Origin of the sequence: Leisingera sp. ANG59 (genome assembly GCF_013317235.1) — a bacterium.
In the GTDB taxonomy this organism is placed as follows: domain Bacteria; phylum Pseudomonadota; class Alphaproteobacteria; order Rhodobacterales; family Rhodobacteraceae; genus Leisingera.
This window is the reverse complement of the sequence record NZ_WLCM01000004.1, coordinates 257,998-277,377: the sequence shown is the minus strand read 5'-3', so window position 1 is coordinate 277,377 and position 19,380 is coordinate 257,998. Positions and strand designations below refer to the sequence as shown.

Here is a 19,380-nt window from a genome sequence, read left to right as displayed (position 1 = left end):
GCTTGGGCCTCCTTATTCCGCGGCCAGCTCACCGGCAGGCACGACGACGGCGTTTTTCGTCTTGTATTCCAGGGTGATGTTCTGGCCGGTGTGGTCGTCAAACGACTGGCCCAGGTTGGGGATCGAAACCTTCAGTTCCTTGCCGCCGTCACCTTGCATGAAGATGTTGAAGACATTGCCCTCGAACTCTTCGTGGTTAACCTTGGCGGTCACGAAATGGTTACCCGTGGCTCCCTTGGGTGCCAGTGTGAAGGCCTCGGGGCGAATGAACATCATCGCATCGTCGCCTTCCTTCATCTTGCCCTGATTGGCGGTGGAAATGCGCGCAACAAGCTCACCCGAACGGTTGGTTGCTATCAGCGCCTCATCGCCCGTGATCCGCTTGACCTTACCGCGGAAGACATTGTTTTCCCCCACGAAGGACGCTGCAAACGCGGTGGAAGGGTCATTGTAGATGGTCTTACCGTCGCCAATCTGGTCGATCACGCCCGCCTTCATCACCGCGATGTTGTCGGACATGGTCAGTGCTTCGCCCTGGTCGTGGGTGATGTAGATGAAGGTAATCCCGACCCGCTGCTGGATATCCCTCAGTTCGGTGCGCATGTGCTGGCGCAGCTTCAGATCAAGCGCGGACAGAGGTTCATCAAGAAGAAGCACATCCGGCTCCGCACAGAGCGCCCGCGCAATGGCCACCCGCTGGCGCTGGCCGCCGGAAAGTTCGGAGGGCAGCTTGTCGCCCTGCCCCGGCAGCGCGATCATGTCCAAGAGCTCATCTGCGCGCTTACGGCGTTCCTTGGCAGAGGCGCCCTTGATTTCCATGGAAAAGGTGATGTTTTCCCAAATCTTCATCAGCGGGAAAAGCGCCAGGTTCTGAAAGATCAGCGCGGTGGGGCGCTTGTTCGGGCCGATCCCCTTCATGTCGTTACCGCCGATCAGCACCTTGCCGTCGCTTGGTTCCAGGAAGCCCGAGACCGCGCGCAGAATGGTGGTCTTACCGCAGCCCGACGGGCCCAGGAAGGAGAAGAAGTCTCCCCCATTGATGTTCACATTGGCATCGCGCACGGCGACAAAGTCACCGAAGCGGATCCAGAGGTTCTCGAGATCAACGCCGACCCCAGCACTCATTTGGCTTCTCCCCAGGGTACAGGTCCCCATTCCGGTGGCACGCCACCGGCCCCGCAAGGCCTGCTTCCTGTTTCTATTCTTTTGTGATTGCGCCGCTCGGCACGTGGCTGGCCCCCAAGGGTTCCGGGGGCCAGATTCTTTAAGCGCTTGGCTTAAGCGCTCTTGAATTTGTTGACGAACTCGGTGCGCACGTCAGCGTACCAGGGCGCCTCTGCCGGCCATGGGTTCAAGTTGGCCAGCGAGTTGCCTGGATAGGCCTCGGCAAAGTTCTTCTTATAGACATCGCCCGAGAAGCTGTCGGCGCCCAGCACCGGCGAGTTATAGCCGTGGCTGTCGATCGCCTTGCCCGCAGGCTCTTGCTGGTAGGCATAATCGATAAAGGCATAAACCTGTTCTTCATTCTGCGCGCCCACTGGCATCGACATGCCGTCGACCCAGGCCATCGCGCCTTCGACCGGCGCCTGGTAATGCACCGGCTCGCCTGCAGACTTCAGTGCGAGTGGCGGGCCGTCCCAGGTCTGGCCGACCACCACGCCTTCGTTCAGCAGGCCGTTCTTCTGGGTATCGGCGTCGTTCCAGATCAGCTTGATCCGGTCCTTACGCGCCACACACCAATCGGTGACCTGACCCCAGACCTTGCGCATGGTTTCCTCGTCGTCATAGGCAGCCCAGATCGAACCCGGCTCCATCTCGCCGACTCGCTCCATGTACAGGCCCGCGCCCAGCATCATCGAATGTGCGCGGCCCATGGTTTTGCCGGCATTTTCTTCCGACCAGACGTCTCCATAGGACGGCGCGTCGCCTTCCGGCAGCCACAGGTCTGTGCGGTAGGCGATGCCCTCGGTGCCCCAGATGTGCGGCAGCCAGTGCACGCCGCTGCCTCCAAAGTTCCAGGCATCGGTGCCGATTTTGGCCATCGCCGGGTTCACCGCGTCGATGTTGACCTTGCTCATGTCGAAGGGTTTCAACAGCTCCAGCGGCCCCCACTGCAGCGAGCGGTTGTTAGTTGGTGAAACGATGTCGAAGCCCTGGCCCTTGGTGGCCTTCATCTTGTTGATGATTTCTTCGTTCGACCCAATGCCGGTGTAGTTCACCTTGATGCCGGTCTTGGCTTCAAAGCCCGAAATGAATTCAGGCGGCAGATAATCCGACCACATCAGAATGTTGATCTCGCCGGAAGATGCCAGCGCGCTTTTCGAATAGAGCGGTGCCGCGAGGGCTGCGGCGCCAGCACTCTTCAGAAGGCTTCGCCGCGTTAACTTACCAGTGTTTGCCATTTTTCCAATTCTCCCTTTGGACTGCTATTTGTTGTTTTTGTTGTTTCAACGATGAAACCTTGCGAAGGCTTGCCCGCCTCCAACAGTGACAGTTTTAGAAAACAATAAGACCAGATTACCCGTCAACCTGCGCAACATGGTGCCAGTTTCGGCACGGTTTGAGGACACCCGCGACAGAACTGCGATGAGAAACTACCGCTGTAGTCGCAGTGTGCGCGTCGCAAGGCGGGCCGTCAACGCTCCTGCGTCTTCAGCCAGCAAAAAGCTGTATGACCCAGGCAAGTAAAAACATCGTGACACAGCCAAGAGTTAGCAACAGAAGCGCCAGGCAATGGCAAATCGGGAGGCCGCAGCGCGCAGGCGCTCCGCTGCCGTTCCCTTTTTGCGGCATCCTCCCAAACCGCTCAATCGCTCTTTCGTTTTTATGCGAAGTGCGTTCCACCGTCTTGCCGCCGATGCCGACCCGCAGCTTAGTCAATAGGGAACTGTCAGGAGGCCCGTTTCATGAAATCGCGCACCAAGGTTGTGGTCATTGGCGGCGGCATTGCCGGATGCTCCACCCTCTACCACCTCACCCAGGAAGGCTGGAGCGACGTCGTTCTGGTAGAACGCAACGAACTGACCAGCGGTACCACCTGGCATTCCGCGGCACAGGTGACGAACTTCGGCATGAATCAAACCATGGTCGGGCTGAAAACCCACTCGATCAATCTCTACAAAGCGCTGGCGGATAACCCGGAATACCCGATCAACTACCACCACGGCGACGGCGGCATCAGGCTCGCCAATACCGAGGCGCAGATGCAGGGCTACCGTCATTTCGCCTCGATGGCCCGCGGCATGGATGTGCATTTCGAAGTGATCGACGCCGAGGAATGCGCCCGCCGCCATCCGCTGATCTCCACTGATAACCTGGTGGGCGGCCTGTGGGACCCGCTGGACGGCGACATCGACCCGGCGCAACTGTGCCAGGCGCTGGCCCACCACGCTCGCATAGCAGGAGCCGAGGTCTACCGCAACACGCCGGTCACCGCCCTTACCCAGCACAAGGACGACACCTGGACCGTGCATACGGAACACGGCGACATCGACTGCGATATCGTGGTCAACGCCTGCGGCTACCGGGTGAACGAGGTTGGTGCGATGATGGGGGTGCACCACCCGGTCGCTTCGATGGAGCATCAGTATTTCCTGACCGAAGACATCCCCGGCATCATAAAGGCCGGCCATAGGATGCCGCTGATCCGCTGCCCGATCTCCGACTACTACTGCCGCCAGGAAAAGAACGGGCTGCTGATCGGCTTCTATGAGCAGGACTGCAAGACCTGGGGCATGGACGGGATCGACCCGAACTTTGTGAACGCCCTTTGCCCTGATGACCTGGAACGGGTGATGGACGTGCTGGAGGGCGCATTCGAGAGGATGCCCGCGCTTCGCGAAACCGGCATCCGCTCGATTGTAAATGGCCCGATCACCTATACCATCGACGGTGCGCCGCTGATTGGCCCAATCCCGGGCAAGCGCAACGCCTTCTGCGCCATCGGGTTGCGCGCAGGGCTCGGCGAAGGCGGCGGCCACGGCTGGCTGCTGGCGCAGATGATCGTGCAAGGCGAGGCCTGCTATGACACCTGGTGCATCGACCCGCGCCGCTTCACCACCCACGCCAATGTGGAGCTGACCGCGCTGAAGGCCATTGAGGACTACCAGAACGAGTTCCGCTTCCACTTCCCGCATGAGCACCGCCCGGCAGGCCGGTCGGCCAAGACAACGCCGCTGACGCCGGTGCTGGCCGCCGAGGGCGCCGAGTTCACCGTGGTGAACGGCTGGGAGCGGGTCGAGTACATCAAGCCCTCGCCGGATTTCCACCCCTCGCTCACCTTCAACTTTGACGAGGCATTCGACGTGGTCGCGGCGGAAGTGAAAAACGTCCAGGAAAACGTGGGCCTGGCCGAGGTCAATGGCTTCAACCGGCTCGAGATCACCGGTGCCGACCGGCACAGCTTCGTCGACCGCATGTTTTGCGGCACGGTCACTAAACGCGCGGGCCGCGTCGGGCTTGGCTACCTGCTGAACCACCATGGCATGGTCAAGGGCGAGGCCACCGTTGCTAACCTCCCCGCCTCTGACAGAGGCCCCGAACGTGTCTGGTATGGCTCCGCCGCCGCCAGCGAATTCCACGACATGGACTGGCTGCAAAGCCACATCCGGCCCGGCGAAGACGTGCAGATCCGCTCCCTCACCAATGACCAGACCATCCTGGTCCTGGCCGGCCCCCGGGCACGGAACGTGCTCGCAGCCTGCGCCCGGGGCGACTGGTCGGCAGCGGCCTTCCCCTGGCTGTCGGTGCGAGAATGCTTCATCGGTTTTGCGCCTGCCACAGTGATGGGGGTCAGCTTCTCTGGCGAACTGGCGTATGAGATCCATGTCCCCAACGCCTCACTCCTTGCCGCCTATCTGGCGCTGCGGAAGGCGGGTGAGGAGCACGGGCTCAAACTTTTCGGTGCCCGCGCAGTCGAGTCGATGAGGATGGAGAAAGGCTTCCTGCACTGGAAAGCCGACCTGATTACCGAATTCGATCCGTTCGAGACCGGGCTGGACCGTTTCGTGAAGCTGGAGAAAGGCGATTTCATCGGGCGCGAAGCCTTGCTGAAACGCCAATCCGAAGGCGACCGCAAGAAGCTGGTCACATTGCAGGTTGGTGCCACCAACGCCCCGGCTCATGGCGGCGCCTCGCTGATGCAGGGGAACAAGGTCGTGGGCACCGTGACCTCCGGCGATTGGGGGCACCGGGTGGGGATGAACCTGGCCTATGCATTTGTTGAACCGGACCTGGCGGCAGAGGGCAGCAGCATGCAGCTCGACCTCTGCGGCGATCTGGTTGCAGCAACAGTTATCGCCCCATCGCCCTATGATCCCGGCTTCGACCGCATCCGCGGCTGATGCCTTCCCCAAACAGCAAAACGCCCGGAGATTTCCCCGGGCGTTTTCATTTGTCTTGCAGCTAGGATCAGCTGCGGCCTTTCCACGGCACCAGCCAGTTCTCGGCCTTGCGCATCAGGATGTCGATGCCATAGCCGATGATCCCGATCAGCACGATGCCCATGATCACGATATCGGTCAGCTGGAACTTGGACGCGGCGATGATCATCATGCCCGCGCCCTTCTGCGCGGCGACCAGTTCGGCAGCCACAACCGTCCCCCAGCAGACCCCCATTGCCACCCGCGCGCCGGTAAAGATTTCCGGCAGCGAGTTCGGCACGATCACATGGCGCATGATCTGCCACTTGGAGGCGCCCAGTGAATAAGCTGCGTGGATCTTTGAGATGTTCACTCCTGACACTCCGGCCCGCGCCGCAATGGTCATGATCCACAGCGCCGCAAGGAACAAGAGAACGATCTTGCCGGTTTCCCAAATGCCGAACCAGATGATCACCAGCGGGATCAGCGCCAGCGGAGGCACCGGGCGCATGAACTCGACAATCGGGTCGAACCAGCCGCGGAACCAGCCGGACAGGCCCATGGCATACCCCAGCGGGATGCCCACGATGGCGCCAGTCACAAAGCCCGCCACAACCCTGAGCAGCGACCAGCCCAGGTGCTGCCACAGCGAGAAGTTCTGATAGCCCTCATTGGCGATCTCAAAGAACCGCGACATCACGGTTTCCGGGGCCGGCAGCCAGATCGGGTTCATCTGCATGCCGCTGTCAGGGGTAAAACTGATCGCGCCCTTTCCGGTCAGCGTCACGGTGCCGTCACCGGTGTCGACAGCGCCGCCAATTGCAATCGGCTCTCCGTTGATCGCCACGATCTTTGCGCCGTCCCGGCGCTTGGCCTCGTCGTTCTTGTCAAACAGCAGCGTGGTCGAACGCCCCGCTTGCGCCGCCAGCGCGTCATTTGCGGCAAAGCCGCCGCCGCCCTCGACCTCGAACTTCTGGACGTCCTCGCCAAACCCGAAGACCCGCACGGTGACATCCGCGTCATCCGTGGCGCCATCGGCGTTTTCCAGCGTGTAGGTGAAGGTGGTCTCACCGGTGAATGGCCCTGGGACGTGGATCGGGAACAGTTTGGAGCCGGTGAATGCCGCCCAGATCACGAAAATCACCAGAACCGATATGATCGACGCCGCCCGGTCCGGGGTAACCGCGCTTTCGTCGCCGAAGGTCACGGTCTTGAGGCTGGTGAAGTCCTGCCGCGACTGCATCCCTTTGCGGATAACCTGGACCAGGAAAAAGGCGCCGGCAAACAGCGCGATGTAAAACAGAAGTACGCTCATGCCACTTGCTCCGTCCGGCCCATGATCTCCTCCTCCATCTCCCAGATCATCGAGAGGATCTCATCGCGGGTCTCGGCAAAGCCTTCGGATTTCTTGACGTCGCGCAGGTCCGCATTCACGCCGCGCTCAGCAAAGGGTAGCTGGTATTCGCGGTGAATGCGGCCCGGGCGCGGTGCCATCACGATCAGCCGCTCGCCCAGCAGAAGCGCTTCCTCCACCGAGTGGGTGATCAGGATGATAGTCTTGCCGGTCTCCTTCCACAGCTTCAGCACCAGGCCTTGCATTTTCTCCCGTGTCAGCGCGTCAAGCGCGCCCAGCGGCTCGTCCATCAGGATCACGTCCGGCTCATTCGCCAGGCAGCGGGCCAGCGCAACACGCTGCTGCATACCGCCCGACAGCTCATAAACCGCCTTTTCCTTGAAGTCCTGCAACCCGACGATTTCTAGCAAGTGGTCCGAGATTTTTTCCCGCTCCGCCTTGCCCATACCCTTCATCCGGGGGCCGAATTCCACATTGTCGCGGACGTTCATCCATTCAAACAAGGCGCCCTTCTGGAACACCATGCCGCGTTCGGCATCGGGGCCGGTCACTACATGGCCATTCAGCTCCACCGCGCCTTCGGTAGGGGCCAGGAACCCGGCCAGAATATTCAGCAGCGTGGTCTTGCCGCAGCCCGACGGGCCCAGCACCGACAGCAGCTCCCCCGCCTGCAAATTCAATGAAACGTCTTTCAGCGCCTGAACCGAACTGCCGTTGGGCAGGTCAAAACGCATGGAGACACTCTTGATGTCCAGTCCCGACATCGCTTCCCCTTCCTGTTAGCGCCCGTATGCAGCCGGCCTGCAACGGCGGATGCGAACGGCCCGGAATCCGGGCCGTCCGTCTTTGCCAGTTCGTTCTGGCTCAGTTCAACGCGGCAGCCAGCGGTCCGCTGTCCACAGCGCCGTCATAGGAATCCAGCGCAGCCTCGATGCTTCCTGCGTTCACGAACACATCCGCCACGCCTTTCATGAAGCTCTGAGCGCCGCCGCCCAGCCATTTCTCGGACAGCTGGTCCTCAGCGGAGGGGAAGCTGAAGGTGGCGATGGTGGCCTCGGCATCAGCCAGATCCATGCCCGCATCCTTGGCAATTACCGGCAGCATCTCGTCCTTGCTGTCGCCTGCATTCCACATTGCGTTGGCATCTGCGGTCACCTTCAGGAACTTGCTCAGAAGGGCGCCCTCATCGGCGATAAAGCCCGCCGGTGCGCTGGTCACATCGAACACCAGAATGCCCAGCTCTTCCTTCTCGGCGCCTGTCAGCAGCACATTGCCGTGCTCCAGCATCCGCCGCAGCGCACCGCCCCAGCCGCAGACCATGTCCAGGTTGCCCTGGGCAAATGCCGCTGCGCCATCGGCAGGCGCCATGTCGACTATCTCCATCGACCCGACATCAACATCGAAGTGCGCCATCTGCGACAGGAAGCCGTAATGCGCGGCCGTGCCGATCGGCACGCCGACCTTCTTACCGTTCAGCTCGCCGGCGTTGTCCTTGTCGATTTCCAGCGCTTCAGCCACCACGCAGTTGTCGTTGTCGGAGTAGCTAACCGCCACATCCACCGTCTGGATGTCCTGCCCGGCAGAGGTCGCAACCACAAAGGGTGGCACACCTTGGCTTACCGCAATCTGCACATCGCCCGAGGCCATTGCCGCGGACATCGCGGTACCGGTGTCAAAGGAGACCCAGTTGATCTTGACCCCCATTTCTTCTTCATAAGTGCCATTGGCCTTGGCAAACTGGAACGGCATCGGCCATTCCAGGAAATAGGCCACTGTGATTTCATCCAGGGCCGAGGCCTGTGTCGCTGAAAGCGCAGCAGCGGCTGCGCAGGCTGTTGAAAGCAGATGCTTTTTGATCATATTAATTGTTCTCCCAGTTGTCACGCCTGGCTCGTTCTATGCGGGCCTTAAGGCTCTGATTTTTGCACGGCAAACCTTATCCGGGAAGAGAATTCGCTGTAGAATAAAATTACTCTTGCAGAGAAAGTAAAACTCAGTTGCGATTTTTTCGCATGTATTGGCGCATTTCTGTGGATAGCATATGCAAACCGCTAGGGAGGGCTGAAAATGCAAAAGACGCTGAGTCTGCGCTGGCTGGAAGTTTTCCAGCTGATCTCGAAGTCCGGGTCGATACAGAAGGTCGCGGCGGAAACCGGGCTCTCGATCAGTACTGTGTCCAACCATCTTCGCAGTCTTGAAAACGCGCTTGGCGTAGACTTGGTGGACCACACCCGGCGCCCGATGGGGTTGACCCCCGCAGGGGTTGTCTTTGCCCGTTATGTCTACGACGGGCTGATGACGCTCAGGCGCGGCGAGGCGGAAATGCGTTCCGGCAGCTGGCAGCATGCTACCGACCTGCGCATGGCGCTGCTGGATGATTTTGACAATGAGGTCGGCCCGGAACTGTTCCAGTTTCTCTCCACAGCTCTGCCGCGCTGCAGTTTCCGGCACTACACACGCCCCAGCCACGAGATCATCGAAAAGCTGCAGGCGCAGAAGCTGGACGCAGGCGTTGCCACCCGCCCGTCAGGGCTGCTGCCCGATCTGATCGAATACCCGCTGATGCGCGACCCGTTCATTCTAGTGGTGCCGGCAGGCTACACAGGCAGCGTCGATGAACTGACCAAACACGGAGCACCGTTGCCCTTCTTACGCTATTCCCGCGATCACACCATCGGCAAACAGATCGAGACCCAGCTGACCCGGCTCAAAATCGCGCTGCCCAACAGGTTTGAGCTGGAATGCAACCAGTCGATCATCGGCCTGGTGTCCGAGGGAAGCGGCTGGACCGTCACCACCGCCGCCAGCTACCACCGCGCCCAGCGCTTCCACGAAAAAGTCAAAGTGGTGCGCTTTCCGGGGAAAAGCTTTGCCCGAACAGTGTCTCTGTTCACCACCAGCGTCTATCCCGCTGCCACGTCGCAGCTGATTCACGAGGCCCTGCAGAAGTCCCTGCGGCATCACTTTACCGATCCGATCATCCAGCGCTTTCCTTGGCTGGGCGAGGAGTTCCGGACTCTGCCCTCAGGCGCAGGCTGACCGCTAGGGCAATTAGAAACAAACATCCGTGTTTTTCGAAACCCTTGGGTCACGGCTTGACCGTCCGGCCCGCCAGCCGCTGTCTTAGGCGCAAACCGCGCCGTGCGCTTCCCGCGCATCCGGCGGCTGTTCGAGGAGCTTGGACCCATGGCAATCACCTATCTGAAACAGGCACCGGCGCGCCCCGCCGCTGAAAGCAGCGACATCCGTGACACCGTCGCCGTGATGCTCGCCAACATCCAGCGCGAAGGCGAGGAAGCGGTGCGCCGCTATGCGGAAAAGCTGGACGGCTGGACCGGCCCGATCGTGGTGACAGACGCCCAGCGCCGGGCCGCCTGCAACCGAGTTTCGCAGCAGACCAAGGAAGACATCCAGTTCGCACACGCCAATATCCGCCGCTTCGCCGAGGCGCAGAAGGCCACGATGGGTGAATGCGAAGTGGAAGTGATCCCCGGCCTGATCGCGGGCCAGAAGCTGATTCCGGTGTCCAGTGCCGGCTGCTATGTACCGGGCGGCCGCTACAGTCATATCGCCAGCGCGCTGATGACCATCACCACCGCCAAGGTGGCCGGCGTGCCGCATATCACCGCGGTCTCCCCGCCGCGCCCCGGCAGCGGCATTCCCGACGCCATCGTCTATGCCATGGACCTGTGCGGTGCTGATCTGATCCTGAACCTCGGCGGGGTGCAAGGCATTGCCGCCATGGCCCGGGGCCTGTTTGGCGCCCAGCCAGCCGACATCCTGGTCGGCCCCGGCAATTCCTATGTGGCAGAGGCCAAGCGGATGCTGTTCGGCGAGGTCGGCATCGACATGTTTGCAGGCCCCACCGACTCTCTGGTCATCGCCGACGACACCGCCGATGTGGAAACCGTCGCCTGGGATCTGGTCAGCCAGGCCGAACACGGCGCTGACAGCCCGGTCTGGCTGGTCACCACCAGCGAAGCGCTGGCCAAGGGTGTGATGGCCCGCGCGCAGGCGCTGATTGATCAGCTTCCCGAACCCAACCTCTCCGCCGCCCACCGCGCCTGGCACGAACGCGCCGAAGTGGTCCTGTGCGATAGCCGTGAAGAAGCCGCACAAGTGGCTGACCGCTATGCTCCCGAGCATCTGCAGGTGCAGGCCAAGGATCTCGACTGGTGGCTGGACCGCCTCACCGCCTACGGCTCGCTGTTTCTGGGCAAGGAGACCACGGTCTCCTTCGGCGACAAGACCTCCGGCCCCAACCACGTGCTGCCCACCAGCGGCGCCGCGCGTTATACTGGCGGGCTTTCGGTGCACAAGTTTACCAAGACCGTGACCTGGCAGCGCTGCAATGCCGCCGCCTCGCATGAACTGGCCCAGCGCACCGCCCGCATCAGCCGGATGGAGGGGATGGAAGGCCACGCCATCGCCGCCGAGATGCGTCTGCAACCCGAAACTGTCTGAAGCTGCTTCACGCTCAGGACGGGGTCTCCAGCTGCTGGCCCAAATCAACCGGCCCCAGCACGGCCTCGTCAGGTATACCCTCGAAGCCGGCGACGGTGCCGCCATAGCGCTGCGTAAACCGCGCGGCCGCCTCGGGCGAAGCGAACGGCACAACCTCCGGCGCGCCCATGCCGCCCGCGACGTTGGAGCCGACCACGAAATGCGCTTCTTTTGCGTTAATCCAGTTGTCAGTGCCGGGATGTTCCCAACTTGCCGCTGCGCCCATGTCGCTCACGTAGATGGCGGTGATTTCCGCATCGCGCTCCGGGCTTTTCACGTAGGCCGCCAGATCGCGCACCTGGGCAAAGAACAGAGGTGCCGCGAAGCCGTCCAGATGGATTTGCCCCTTCGGCCCGCCATGTTCAGCGACATTCATCTGGCAGAAGTAGCTGAGCGCCGCCTCCGTCAACTCCACCGGCGCAGGCGGCGCCTTGGCCTCCTCCTCCTGGCAAGCAGACAAGACCAATGCGGCAGCAAGGATCAGGCGTTTCATGGCTCCACCCTCCGGAATGCAGCGCAGGCCAGCAAGAATCCCAGCGCAGGCCATAAGAGGAGCGACAGCGGTGCGGCCCAACCGGGCAACGCACTGGCTGCGCCAGCCATGCCGCTGGACAGCGCCACGCTTTCCGAGGCTGCGACATTCCACAGCCGGAACGCATCTGCCGGGTTGGCAACCATCACCCAGGGGAAGATCTTCTGAGTGAACACCCCGCCGCTGTCCATCACCACGGCCCCCAAGAGGCCCAGGTCGTAAAGAACTACAAACACCAGCCACACACCCGCAGACAGACCCGCCGCGGCTGTTGCCCCGCTGCTGAGCGCCGACAGCGCATAGCCCAGCACGAGGAACACCGCCCCCAGCAGGATCGAGGTCAGCACCAGCCGCCCCAGTGCGAGCAGGCTCTCAGCCCCGGCGCCGCCGAACCAAGCGGCGACGGCACCCGCCGCGCCAAAGCCGATGCACATGGCAACGGCCAGGGCTGCCAGATGCGCCATCAGCTTACCCAAGAGGATCTCAGCTCTCCCCGCAGGATAGGCCAAAAGCAAAGCGAGGCTGCCCCGGTCGCGGTCGCCCGCAACTGCATCAAACCCCATCATCAGCGCCAGAAGCGGTGCCAAATAAACCGACAGCGTGGTCATCGAGGCCACGGAGACCGTCAGCATGTCCACCCCCAGCGTCCCGGTCGGCGCTGATCCGGCAAAGGACAGCGCCAGCGCAAAGGCGAGCATGATCAGCGTCGCCATGAATAACCAGAGGTTGCGGCGCAGGATCAGCATCTCGGCGCGGGCAATGGCAAAGGCACGTCTCATTTGCTGTCCTCCCCGGAGTAATGGCGATAGAGGTCTTCCAGCCGCGGCGGCACCATATCGAAATCGGCCACTGCATCGCCCATGGCGGCGATCTTGCGCAGCTCGGCCATCTTGTCCTGCGGCGAGCACAGGATCTCGACCGAGGCGCCGTTGATCCGCCGCCCGCCGGTTTCCGTTGCGATCCGGTCAGCGTGCGTGCCGCTAGCCTGCACCCGCAGCTTGACCGGCAGCCCGGCCTGCGCCGACAGGCCTGCGAGCGTATCATCCGCCACCTTGACGCCCTTGCGCAAGATGGCGATGCGGTCGGTGCGCGCCTCCACCTCTGTCAGCGCGTGGGAGGCGATCAGCACCGCCGCGCCCTGTTCGGCCAGCTCATTGATGATGGCATAGAGGTCCTGGCGCGAGATCGGGTCCAGGCCGCTGGTAGGTTCATCCAGCAGCGCCAGCTTCGGGCGCCCCAGCAGCACCTGCGCCAAGCCCAGCCGCTGCCGCATCCCTTTGGAATAGGCGCCAATGCGGCGGTGCATCGCCTCGCCCAGACCAACCCGTTGCAACAGGCCGTCAATCTCCGCGCGTTCGCCGGCCAGGCAGGCAAACAGCGACAGCTGCTCATGCCCGGTCAACGCCGGGTGGAAGCTGACGGCCTCCGGTAGAAAGGCGGTGGCGGCCCGCGCCGCAGCACTGCCGGGGGCTGCACCGCAGATGCGTATGCTTCCGCCCTCATGCCGGATCAGGCCCAGTACTGCCTTGATCAGCGTCGACTTACCCGCGCCGTTGTGACCCAAGAGAGCTAGACGCTCGCCCGGCGCGATGTCCAGGTCGATGCCATGCAGCACCTGTGTCTTGCCACGGAACTTGTCCAGCGCGCGGATCTGCAGCGGAGAGTTATCCATCCTGTTCAACCTTTCTGGCGGCCCCGGGCCGCTCCGGCCGCATCAGCGGGTGGCTGTCAATCACCCCGCCGGGCAGCAACGCCGGGAACGCCGACTGCGACCAGCGCACCAGCTGCACCGCGGGCGAACCCATCAAGAGTTTCGCCGCTGGCTGGGTCCACAGCACATGGTCCATGCTGTCATTCGGACGGTAGGGCGCATCGGCGATGCCATTTCCGTCCACATCAAAACCTGCGAAGTCGGACCAGTAATTGCCCCGGCCCTCCTCGCTCCATTCCACCCATTTGGTGGAGACGAATTTCACCTGATGCCGGTTGCCGACAAAGGCGTTCCCAACCATCCGGTTCCCATCGCTGCCGGCGGTGAAATGGATACCGATCCCGCAGCCCTCGAACCAGTTGCCGGAGAAATCATTCTTGTGCGCGTTATATAGGAAGGTGCACTTGTCCTTGGCCCCCTTCACATAATTGCCGCGCACCTCGCCCTGGTTGGCGTAGTTCAGCATCACCCCGTGATCGCGGTCATTCAGCGAGACATTCCCGGTCACCTTGACCCGTTTGGAGAACATCACGGCATAGCCCAGGTGATTGCCGATCGAGACATTGCCCGAAACCTCGGAATTGTCGGCATACATGTAATGCACGGCAAAGCGCAGGTCGCGGAAGGTGTTGTTCGTAAACGTGTTCTTCTTGGAGCTGTTCACAAAGATCCCGTCGCGGCCAAAGCGGATGTCATTGCCGTCCACCACTGCGCCCGGTGCGTTCCAGACATAGACCCCGTTGCCGCGGGCATTCATGTGCCGGTCCAGGCGGCCCTCGATCCGGTTGCCCTGCACCAGGCTGTCCTTGGCGCCGTGTATGTCCACGCCGTAAAGGTTGCCCAGCAGCACATTGTTCAGGATCCGCGGTGCCTTCGCGGTCTTGGTCAGCTTGATGCCGCTGTCGATCTCCTGATGCGAGGAGCCGGAGCCAACAACGGTCAGGTTCCGAACAGTAACGCCCGGCCCGGTCACGGTGATCACCGATCCCTTGCCCTGCCCTTCCAATGTGGCCTGGCCCTGCCCGTCCAGAATGACAGGCCGGTCCAGCACCAGGGTTTCGGCATATTCGCCGGCGGCGAGGCGGAGGGTGTCGCCATCCGCCGCCTGCGCCAGTGTTTCAGCGATGGCTCCTGCCCGGTTAGGCACATCCCAATCCGCCGCCCAAACGGGCGCCAGGCCGGCGAGGGCCATAACCAGGGATTTGGGCAGGAGCCGCTTCATAGTTACGCGCTCCGCGGCTCGACCAGCATCCGGCCGCGCATCTCCATGTGCAGCGCGTGGCAGAACCACTGGCAGTAATACCAATGCACGCCCGGACGCTCGGCGATGAAGGTGACCGAAGCGGTAGCCAGCGGCCCGACCTCCATCGCGATGCCGAAGTTCGACAGGCAGAAGCCGTGAGTCAGATCGTCGATATCATCCAAGTTGGTGACATAGACAGTGACCTCGTCGCCCTGCTTGACAGTGAACTTCTCAAGGCTGAAGTTCGGTGCCTGGCTCGACATGTAGACCCGCACCTTGTCGCCGTCACGGATGATGGTGTCCTGCCAGTCGTCCAGATCGACGCCATCCGCCTCGGCCTGCTTACGCGCATCTTCCCACATCGGGTCGTTGCGGTCCCAGATGCTGGCCGGGTTCACCTTGGAACGGTGCACGATGATCGAGTCATGCGGCTCTGCAAAGGTCGGGCCGTCGTGCACCACCTTCATCTTGTCGCCGGAGATATCGATCAGCTGCTCGTTCTCGGGCTTCAGCGGGCCCACGTTCAGGAACCGGTCCTTGGAGAACTTGTTCATCGAGATCAGCCACTTGCCGTCCGCCTCGGCGGTCTCACCCATCGAGGTGGAGTTGTGGCCCGGCTGGTACTGCACATCGACCTTGTCGAGAATCGGGTCCACGTCGGCACCCGCATAGGCCTCGATCGCCTTGGCGATGTCCCATTTCACCACCTGGCTGTCGAGGAACAGGGTGGTGTAGGCATAGCCGCGGTTGTCAAAGGCGGTGTGGAGCGGGCCAAGACCCAGCTGCGGCTCAGCTACGATGGCCGAGCGCGGGTCGGCATCCGCATCAAACAGCGCGTCCAGCTTCTCAACGTCGATCACAGAAACGGTCGGCGACAGCTTGCCGTTTACGCAGACGTGCTTCTTGTCCGGTGCGGTGTTGATGCCGTGCGGCGAGTTCGGGATCGGAATGTAGCGGGTCAGCTTGCCTGGCGCGCCCTTGCGGCCGTCAACCACCTTGGCGCCATTCAGTTCCTCGTACTCACCGGCCTCGATCGCCGCCTCAATGGCTGCAATGTTGAAGACAACCACGTGGTCCAGTTCGTTCTCGGTCATTTCGGCCAGGGTCATGCCCATTTCCGAGTTGTAGGAAGTCGAGTAGGCGTATTTGCCCTGATAGTCGCAGTCGGTGTTGTCCAGGTTGCCCGAGACAATCACCTGCCAGGCGACTTCCATGGTGTCGCCATCGATGGCTGAGAAGATGTTCACATACTGCGACGGATCATCCAGGATCTGGCCGTCGTTGGTCAGCGGCGCCTCGTGCTCGCCGTTGGCAAAGACATAACCGGTGCGCGGGAACTTCTGCGGACGCAGGCCGTGGATGTCTTTGGCGTTGGGGATCTCGATGATCTTGTCGCACTTCATCACGTCGCAGCGCACGCGGGCAACGCGGGTGTTGGCCTTGTCGTTCATGAACAGGTAGCGGCCGTCGTAGGTGCCGTCGGTGAACGACATATGCGGGTGGTGCAGGTCGCCGTTGTCATAGGTGACCTTGCCGTTGGCGGCCAGGAATTCCTTGGTCTCCGGCAGCAGGCCTTCGGTCAAGATTTTCAGGGACTCATTGGTCTGGCCCCAGCCGGTGGCAGAGCAGCGGTTGAACACCGGCACGCGCATCAGCTCGCGCATGGACGGAACGCCCATGATCCGCAGTTCGCCGGTCTGGCCCGAGGACCAGAAGCCGTAGTATTCATCCAGTTCGCCCGGCTCCAGGCCGAAACCGGCAGCCTGAGCGGGCTTCGCGCCCAGCAGTGCGGATCCGACGCCAGTTGCCGCCAGAACGGCACCGGAGGCAGTGGCCCCCAGAAGTCCGCGGCGGGTGACGGGCAGTTTGTTTTTCAGGTCTTCAGACATGATGTCCTCCTTCAGGAAACTTTTGTCCTGTTCGCGTTGGGGTGATTGGCAGGCGGGCGGCCCAGAGTGACGTCCGAGGCCGGGCTGCCGGTCTTGGCCCGGCGTTTCAGCTGTTTGATGACAACCGGGCATTTGGCTTCGGATTGATAGAGAACCTGGCAATGCAGGCAGTTCACGCATTCGTTCGGGTTGATCTCACCGGTGGGGTGGATGGCCTGAACCGGGCACTCGTTGGCACAGGTCTGGCAGGGGTGGCCGCATTCGTGGTAGCGCTTCAGCCAGTCGAACATGCGCACCCGCGCCGGGATCGCCAGCGCCGCGCCCAGCGGGCACATGTAGCGGCAGTAGAAACGCTCGATGAACAGCCCGGCCAGCAGCAGCAGCACTGCAAAGACCACAAACGGCCAGTCGCGCACGAACTTCAGGATGATCGCGGTCTTGAACGGCTCCACCTCGGCATAAGTTTCGGCCAGCGGGATCGACACTATCGAGACGCCGAACAGACCAAGGAAGATCATGTATTTCGCAGGCCACAGGCGTTCATGCAGGCCCCACGGCAAGGTGATCTGCGGCACCTTGAATGCGCGGGCGATCTTGTTGGTCAGCTCCTGCAGCGCGCCGAACGGGCACAGCCAGCCGCAATAGGCACCGCGGCCCCAGAACAGCAGCGCGGCGGCAACGGCAAACCATTGGATGAACACCAGCGGGTCCAGCAGGAACGCATCCCAGGAAAAGCCGCTGCGCAAGGATCCCGCCAGCGCCATCAGGTTCACCACGCTCAGTTGCGCATTGGCGTACCAGCCCAGGAACAGCAGGGTGACCGTCAGATAGCCGATCCGGAACCAGTAGAAGCTGCGCGCATTCACAGTCGCCTGGAACTGGAAGAAGAACACCCCCGTCAGCACCAGCAGCATCACGCCCAGCACTCCGATCTCGACAGTGCGGTCTTTCCAGATCCGCTGCCACAGGGCGGCCTTGGCGGCGGCCTCGCTCGTGTCATCCTCCACCACCTTGGGCGCAGGCGCGGCGGGCAGCAGATATTGCTCCGGCAGCTTGTAGCCCAGATCAAAGGTCAGGAACGCCCGCTCCAGCGCACCCACCGACCGCTGCACCAGCAATTGCAGGCGGAAGGGTTCGGCCGGGTCGAACTCCGCATCGGCCGGGATCTTGAACAGGTCCAGCTCAGCGAAACTCGGGCTGTCCGCCGTCGCCAACCCGCCCAGCCGCTTGTGCTGGCGGTCGAAGAAGCGCACCGAGGCATCGCCCTGGATCATCTGGATGCGGTCGAAAATGCCGCCGCGCACATAGCCCGAACCCTTGAAGCTGTAGCTGCCGCGCCCCAGCACCAGGATGGCGTGCTCGTCCTTGTCCAGCCAGGCCTTGAGGTTCTGGTACTCCGCTTCGCCCAGCAGCGACTTGCCTATGGAGGGCACAGAAACCAGCGCCATATGCATGTCGACGAAAGTGTCGTCCGGCGCTCCCGGCTCTGGCCGCTTGATCGCGCGCTGGTCGCCACTGGCCTCAAAGGCCGCGTTGATCTGTCCCACGTCCAGCGTCATCCGCCGCACAGAGCCGTCGCCCGCCAGCGTAGTCCAGTCCGCGACTTCCTCGCGGGTCATATCCACCTCGCGTTTCGGACCGTCCGCCTGCACCGGTGACAGACCGCCCAGGCCCAGCGCGCGGGCGACCTTGATGCCTGCCCGCACCAGGCTGTCGTCGATCACCATGATCGTCACCGTCGCGCCCGAGATGATGTCGAGGTCATGGGCATCGCCGCCCGCCGCCGCCTCGGCCTTCAGGTCGAGACCCGCATAGCTCTCGGTCAGCTTGACCATCTTGGAATTGGGAATCCCGATCAGCACGATCGGCTCAGAGTGCTTAACCAGCTTCACGCCTGTCAGCACCGCATCGGTGTCAATTGCGGCCACCACATGGATCGGCTTCCCGCTGTAGCCGGTGGTCCCGACAAAATCTGAGGTCAGGAAGGCAAAGGCAACGGTCTCGCCCGCCTTCAGCACCGGTGCCACCGGCACATCCGTGCGCACCGGGCCAAACGCCTCGGCGCCGGGCACTAGGTCAGCAGGTGTCAATTCTGTCAGGAAGGAATCGAGGCTGTCGGCCTCAGCCGCCGCGGCAATTGCAGCGGCGATGGTTATCACAAGGGCTGTCAGCCAGCCCCGGAAGGCGCGTGTCAGGACCATGGCGCCTCTCCCTTATTCTGAGTGGCTGCCACGGACGCGCGAAATGCGCGTTCGGATTCTATCTCTTTGACCAGCGGGGGCCCGCGGCCATCGTGCCAGTATTGTGCCGGGTTAGGCTGCACCGCGGTGCCCGCAGGCAGCAGCACAGAGCAGTCTGCCGCCCGGCTCACGCCAGCTGAATGAATGCCTGCCGCCTCGGCCCCAGTCTCAGCCGCGCAAAGGGCGCAGGTGCTGCATTTGGGGCAACCCTGCCCCTCGTCGCTGTCTTCGCCAGCGATCTGGATTTCTACTACCCCAAACTCGCCGCAGATCTCTATCCACTCACCACCGCTCGCCGCCTGCCCCGCACCGGGAAAGGCCACTTGCAGTGCCAGCAAGAAAACCGCGCACAGCCCCGCCAGCCGCCGGAAAAGGCCGGCGCGGCAAGCGGAAGATATGAAAAGGGTGCGCGGCATCTGTTACAAGATTCTCTTGCTGCATTCGCCGCCGACACTACTGGGAACATCAGTGCCGTTATTTGATGTATGTCAGATAAATCGGAAATTCCGGACCAACTTCCTTTGGACCGGAACACAAGCTAAACACCC

The 19,380-nt window shown here is 62.2% G+C and carries 15 protein-coding genes; 4 read left to right on the top strand and 11 right to left on the bottom strand.

Going from position 1 to position 19,380, the window contains the following annotated elements; genetic code table 11:
* Positions 1-12: 12 nt before the first annotated feature.
* Together GKC28_RS05680 and GKC28_RS05675 are read right to left on the bottom strand one after the other, a co-directional pair.
* Positions 13-1,125 (bottom strand): ABC transporter ATP-binding protein, encoded by a 1,113-nt coding sequence (locus tag GKC28_RS05680; protein WP_174145840.1) that lies wholly within the window; start codon positions 1,123-1,125, stop codon positions 13-15.
* A gap of 152 nt (positions 1,126-1,277) precedes the next feature.
* A complete protein-coding gene (locus GKC28_RS05675; protein WP_174145838.1) occupies positions 1,278-2,402 on the bottom strand; it encodes an extracellular solute-binding protein in 1,125 nt (374 codons plus the stop codon).
* Positions 2,403-2,906: 504 nt separating this feature from the next.
* On the opposite strand from GKC28_RS05675, the gene GKC28_RS05670 reads away from it, so the two are divergent.
* Positions 2,907-5,342, top strand: coding sequence for an FAD-dependent oxidoreductase (locus tag GKC28_RS05670; protein ID WP_174145836.1), 2,436 nt, complete (start codon positions 2,907-2,909; stop codon positions 5,340-5,342).
* A 67-nt stretch (positions 5,343-5,409) separates the two neighbouring features.
* Here the strand turns inward: GKC28_RS05670 and GKC28_RS05665 are convergent, their stop codons facing one another.
* The 3 genes from GKC28_RS05665 to GKC28_RS05655 all read right to left on the bottom strand — a co-directional run bounded on the left by GKC28_RS05665 (position 5,410) and on the right by GKC28_RS05655 (position 8,574).
* Positions 5,410-6,675, bottom strand: a complete 1,266-nt coding sequence (locus tag GKC28_RS05665; protein ID WP_174145834.1) for an ABC transporter permease — start codon at positions 6,673-6,675, stop codon at positions 5,410-5,412.
* Positions 6,672-7,478 (bottom strand): taurine ABC transporter ATP-binding protein, encoded by an 807-nt coding sequence (locus GKC28_RS05660; RefSeq protein WP_174145832.1) that lies wholly within the window; start codon positions 7,476-7,478, stop codon positions 6,672-6,674. Before GKC28_RS05660 ends, GKC28_RS05665 begins: the two co-directional genes overlap by 4 nt.
* A gap of 100 nt (positions 7,479-7,578) precedes the next feature.
* Positions 7,579-8,574 carry an ABC transporter substrate-binding protein gene (locus tag GKC28_RS05655; protein WP_174145830.1) on the bottom strand — a complete coding sequence of 332 codons (996 nt, stop codon included), beginning with the start codon at positions 8,572-8,574 and terminating at the stop codon, positions 7,579-7,581.
* 207 nt (positions 8,575-8,781) lie between these two features.
* On the opposite strand from GKC28_RS05655, the gene GKC28_RS05650 reads away from it, so the two are divergent.
* Positions 8,782-9,753 (top strand): LysR family transcriptional regulator, encoded by a 972-nt coding sequence (locus GKC28_RS05650; RefSeq protein ID WP_174145828.1) that lies wholly within the window; start codon positions 8,782-8,784, stop codon positions 9,751-9,753.
* A 147-nt stretch (positions 9,754-9,900) separates the two neighbouring features.
* Positions 9,901-11,178 (top strand): histidinol dehydrogenase, encoded by a 1,278-nt coding sequence (gene hisD, locus GKC28_RS05645; protein ID WP_174145826.1) that lies wholly within the window; start codon positions 9,901-9,903, stop codon positions 11,176-11,178.
* 13 nt (positions 11,179-11,191) lie between these two features.
* Here the strand turns inward: hisD and GKC28_RS05640 are convergent, their stop codons facing one another.
* From GKC28_RS05640 to GKC28_RS05615, 6 genes are read right to left on the bottom strand one after another with little or no spacing between them, the layout of a single operon-like run.
* A complete protein-coding gene (locus tag GKC28_RS05640) occupies positions 11,192-11,710 on the bottom strand; it encodes a nitrous oxide reductase accessory protein NosL (RefSeq protein ID WP_174145824.1) in 519 nt (172 codons plus the stop codon).
* Positions 11,707-12,528, bottom strand: coding sequence for an ABC transporter permease (locus GKC28_RS05635; protein WP_174145822.1), 822 nt, complete (start codon positions 12,526-12,528; stop codon positions 11,707-11,709). The genes GKC28_RS05640 and GKC28_RS05635 overlap by 4 nt, the downstream gene beginning before the upstream one ends.
* Positions 12,525-13,421, bottom strand: coding sequence for an ABC transporter ATP-binding protein (locus tag GKC28_RS05630; RefSeq protein WP_174145820.1), 897 nt, complete (start codon positions 13,419-13,421; stop codon positions 12,525-12,527). Before GKC28_RS05630 ends, GKC28_RS05635 begins: the two co-directional genes overlap by 4 nt.
* The gene (locus GKC28_RS05625; RefSeq protein ID WP_174145818.1) at positions 13,414-14,682 is read right to left on the bottom strand and encodes a nitrous oxide reductase family maturation protein NosD; all 1,269 of its coding nucleotides are present in this window, start codon (positions 14,680-14,682) and stop codon (positions 13,414-13,416) included. The genes GKC28_RS05630 and GKC28_RS05625 overlap by 8 nt, the downstream gene beginning before the upstream one ends.
* Before the next feature lie 2 nt (positions 14,683-14,684).
* On the bottom strand, positions 14,685-16,592 hold the full coding sequence (gene nosZ / locus GKC28_RS05620) for a TAT-dependent nitrous-oxide reductase (protein WP_174145816.1): 1,908 nt from the start codon (positions 16,590-16,592) through the stop codon (positions 14,685-14,687).
* Positions 16,593-16,603: 11 nt separating this feature from the next.
* Positions 16,604-18,793 carry a NosR/NirI family protein gene (locus tag GKC28_RS05615; RefSeq protein ID WP_174145815.1) on the bottom strand — a complete coding sequence of 730 codons (2,190 nt, stop codon included), beginning with the start codon at positions 18,791-18,793 and terminating at the stop codon, positions 16,604-16,606.
* Positions 18,794-18,972: 179 nt separating this feature from the next.
* Here GKC28_RS05615 and GKC28_RS05610 point away from each other — a divergent pair, with 179 nt between their 5' ends.
* Positions 18,973-19,314, top strand: a complete 342-nt coding sequence (locus tag GKC28_RS05610; RefSeq protein ID WP_174145814.1) for a hypothetical protein — start codon at positions 18,973-18,975, stop codon at positions 19,312-19,314.
* Positions 19,315-19,380: the final 66 nt, after the last annotated feature.

Excerpts from the sequence above, each read along its gene's own strand:
- GKC28_RS05650 (WP_174145828.1), top strand. The coding sequence starts at position 8,782 with ATGCAAAAGACGCTGAGTCTGCGCTGGCTGGAAGTTTTCCAGCTGATC.
- hisD (WP_174145826.1), top strand. The coding sequence starts at position 9,901 with ATGGCAATCACCTATCTGAAACAGGCACCGGCGCGCCCCGCCGCTGAA.
- GKC28_RS05640 (WP_174145824.1), bottom strand. The coding sequence starts at position 11,710 with ATGAAACGCCTGATCCTTGCTGCCGCATTGGTCTTGTCTGCTTGCCAG.
- GKC28_RS05665 (WP_174145834.1), bottom strand. The coding sequence starts at position 6,675 with ATGAGCGTACTTCTGTTTTACATCGCGCTGTTTGCCGGCGCCTTTTTC.
- GKC28_RS05635 (WP_174145822.1), bottom strand. The coding sequence starts at position 12,528 with ATGAGACGTGCCTTTGCCATTGCCCGCGCCGAGATGCTGATCCTGCGC.
- GKC28_RS05670 (WP_174145836.1), top strand. The coding sequence starts at position 2,907 with ATGAAATCGCGCACCAAGGTTGTGGTCATTGGCGGCGGCATTGCCGGA.
- nosZ (WP_174145816.1), bottom strand. The coding sequence starts at position 16,592 with ATGTCTGAAGACCTGAAAAACAAACTGCCCGTCACCCGCCGCGGACTT.
- GKC28_RS05615 (WP_174145815.1), bottom strand. The coding sequence starts at position 18,793 with ATGGTCCTGACACGCGCCTTCCGGGGCTGGCTGACAGCCCTTGTGATA.
- GKC28_RS05660 (WP_174145832.1), bottom strand. The coding sequence starts at position 7,478 with ATGTCGGGACTGGACATCAAGAGTGTCTCCATGCGTTTTGACCTGCCC.
- GKC28_RS05680 (WP_174145840.1), bottom strand. The coding sequence starts at position 1,125 with ATGAGTGCTGGGGTCGGCGTTGATCTCGAGAACCTCTGGATCCGCTTC.
- GKC28_RS05610 (WP_174145814.1), top strand. The coding sequence starts at position 18,973 with ATGAATGCCTGCCGCCTCGGCCCCAGTCTCAGCCGCGCAAAGGGCGCA.
- GKC28_RS05630 (WP_174145820.1), bottom strand. The coding sequence starts at position 13,421 with ATGGATAACTCTCCGCTGCAGATCCGCGCGCTGGACAAGTTCCGTGGC.
- GKC28_RS05655 (WP_174145830.1), bottom strand. The coding sequence starts at position 8,574 with ATGATCAAAAAGCATCTGCTTTCAACAGCCTGCGCAGCCGCTGCTGCG.
- GKC28_RS05675 (WP_174145838.1), bottom strand. The coding sequence starts at position 2,402 with ATGGCAAACACTGGTAAGTTAACGCGGCGAAGCCTTCTGAAGAGTGCT.
- GKC28_RS05625 (WP_174145818.1), bottom strand. The coding sequence starts at position 14,682 with ATGAAGCGGCTCCTGCCCAAATCCCTGGTTATGGCCCTCGCCGGCCTG.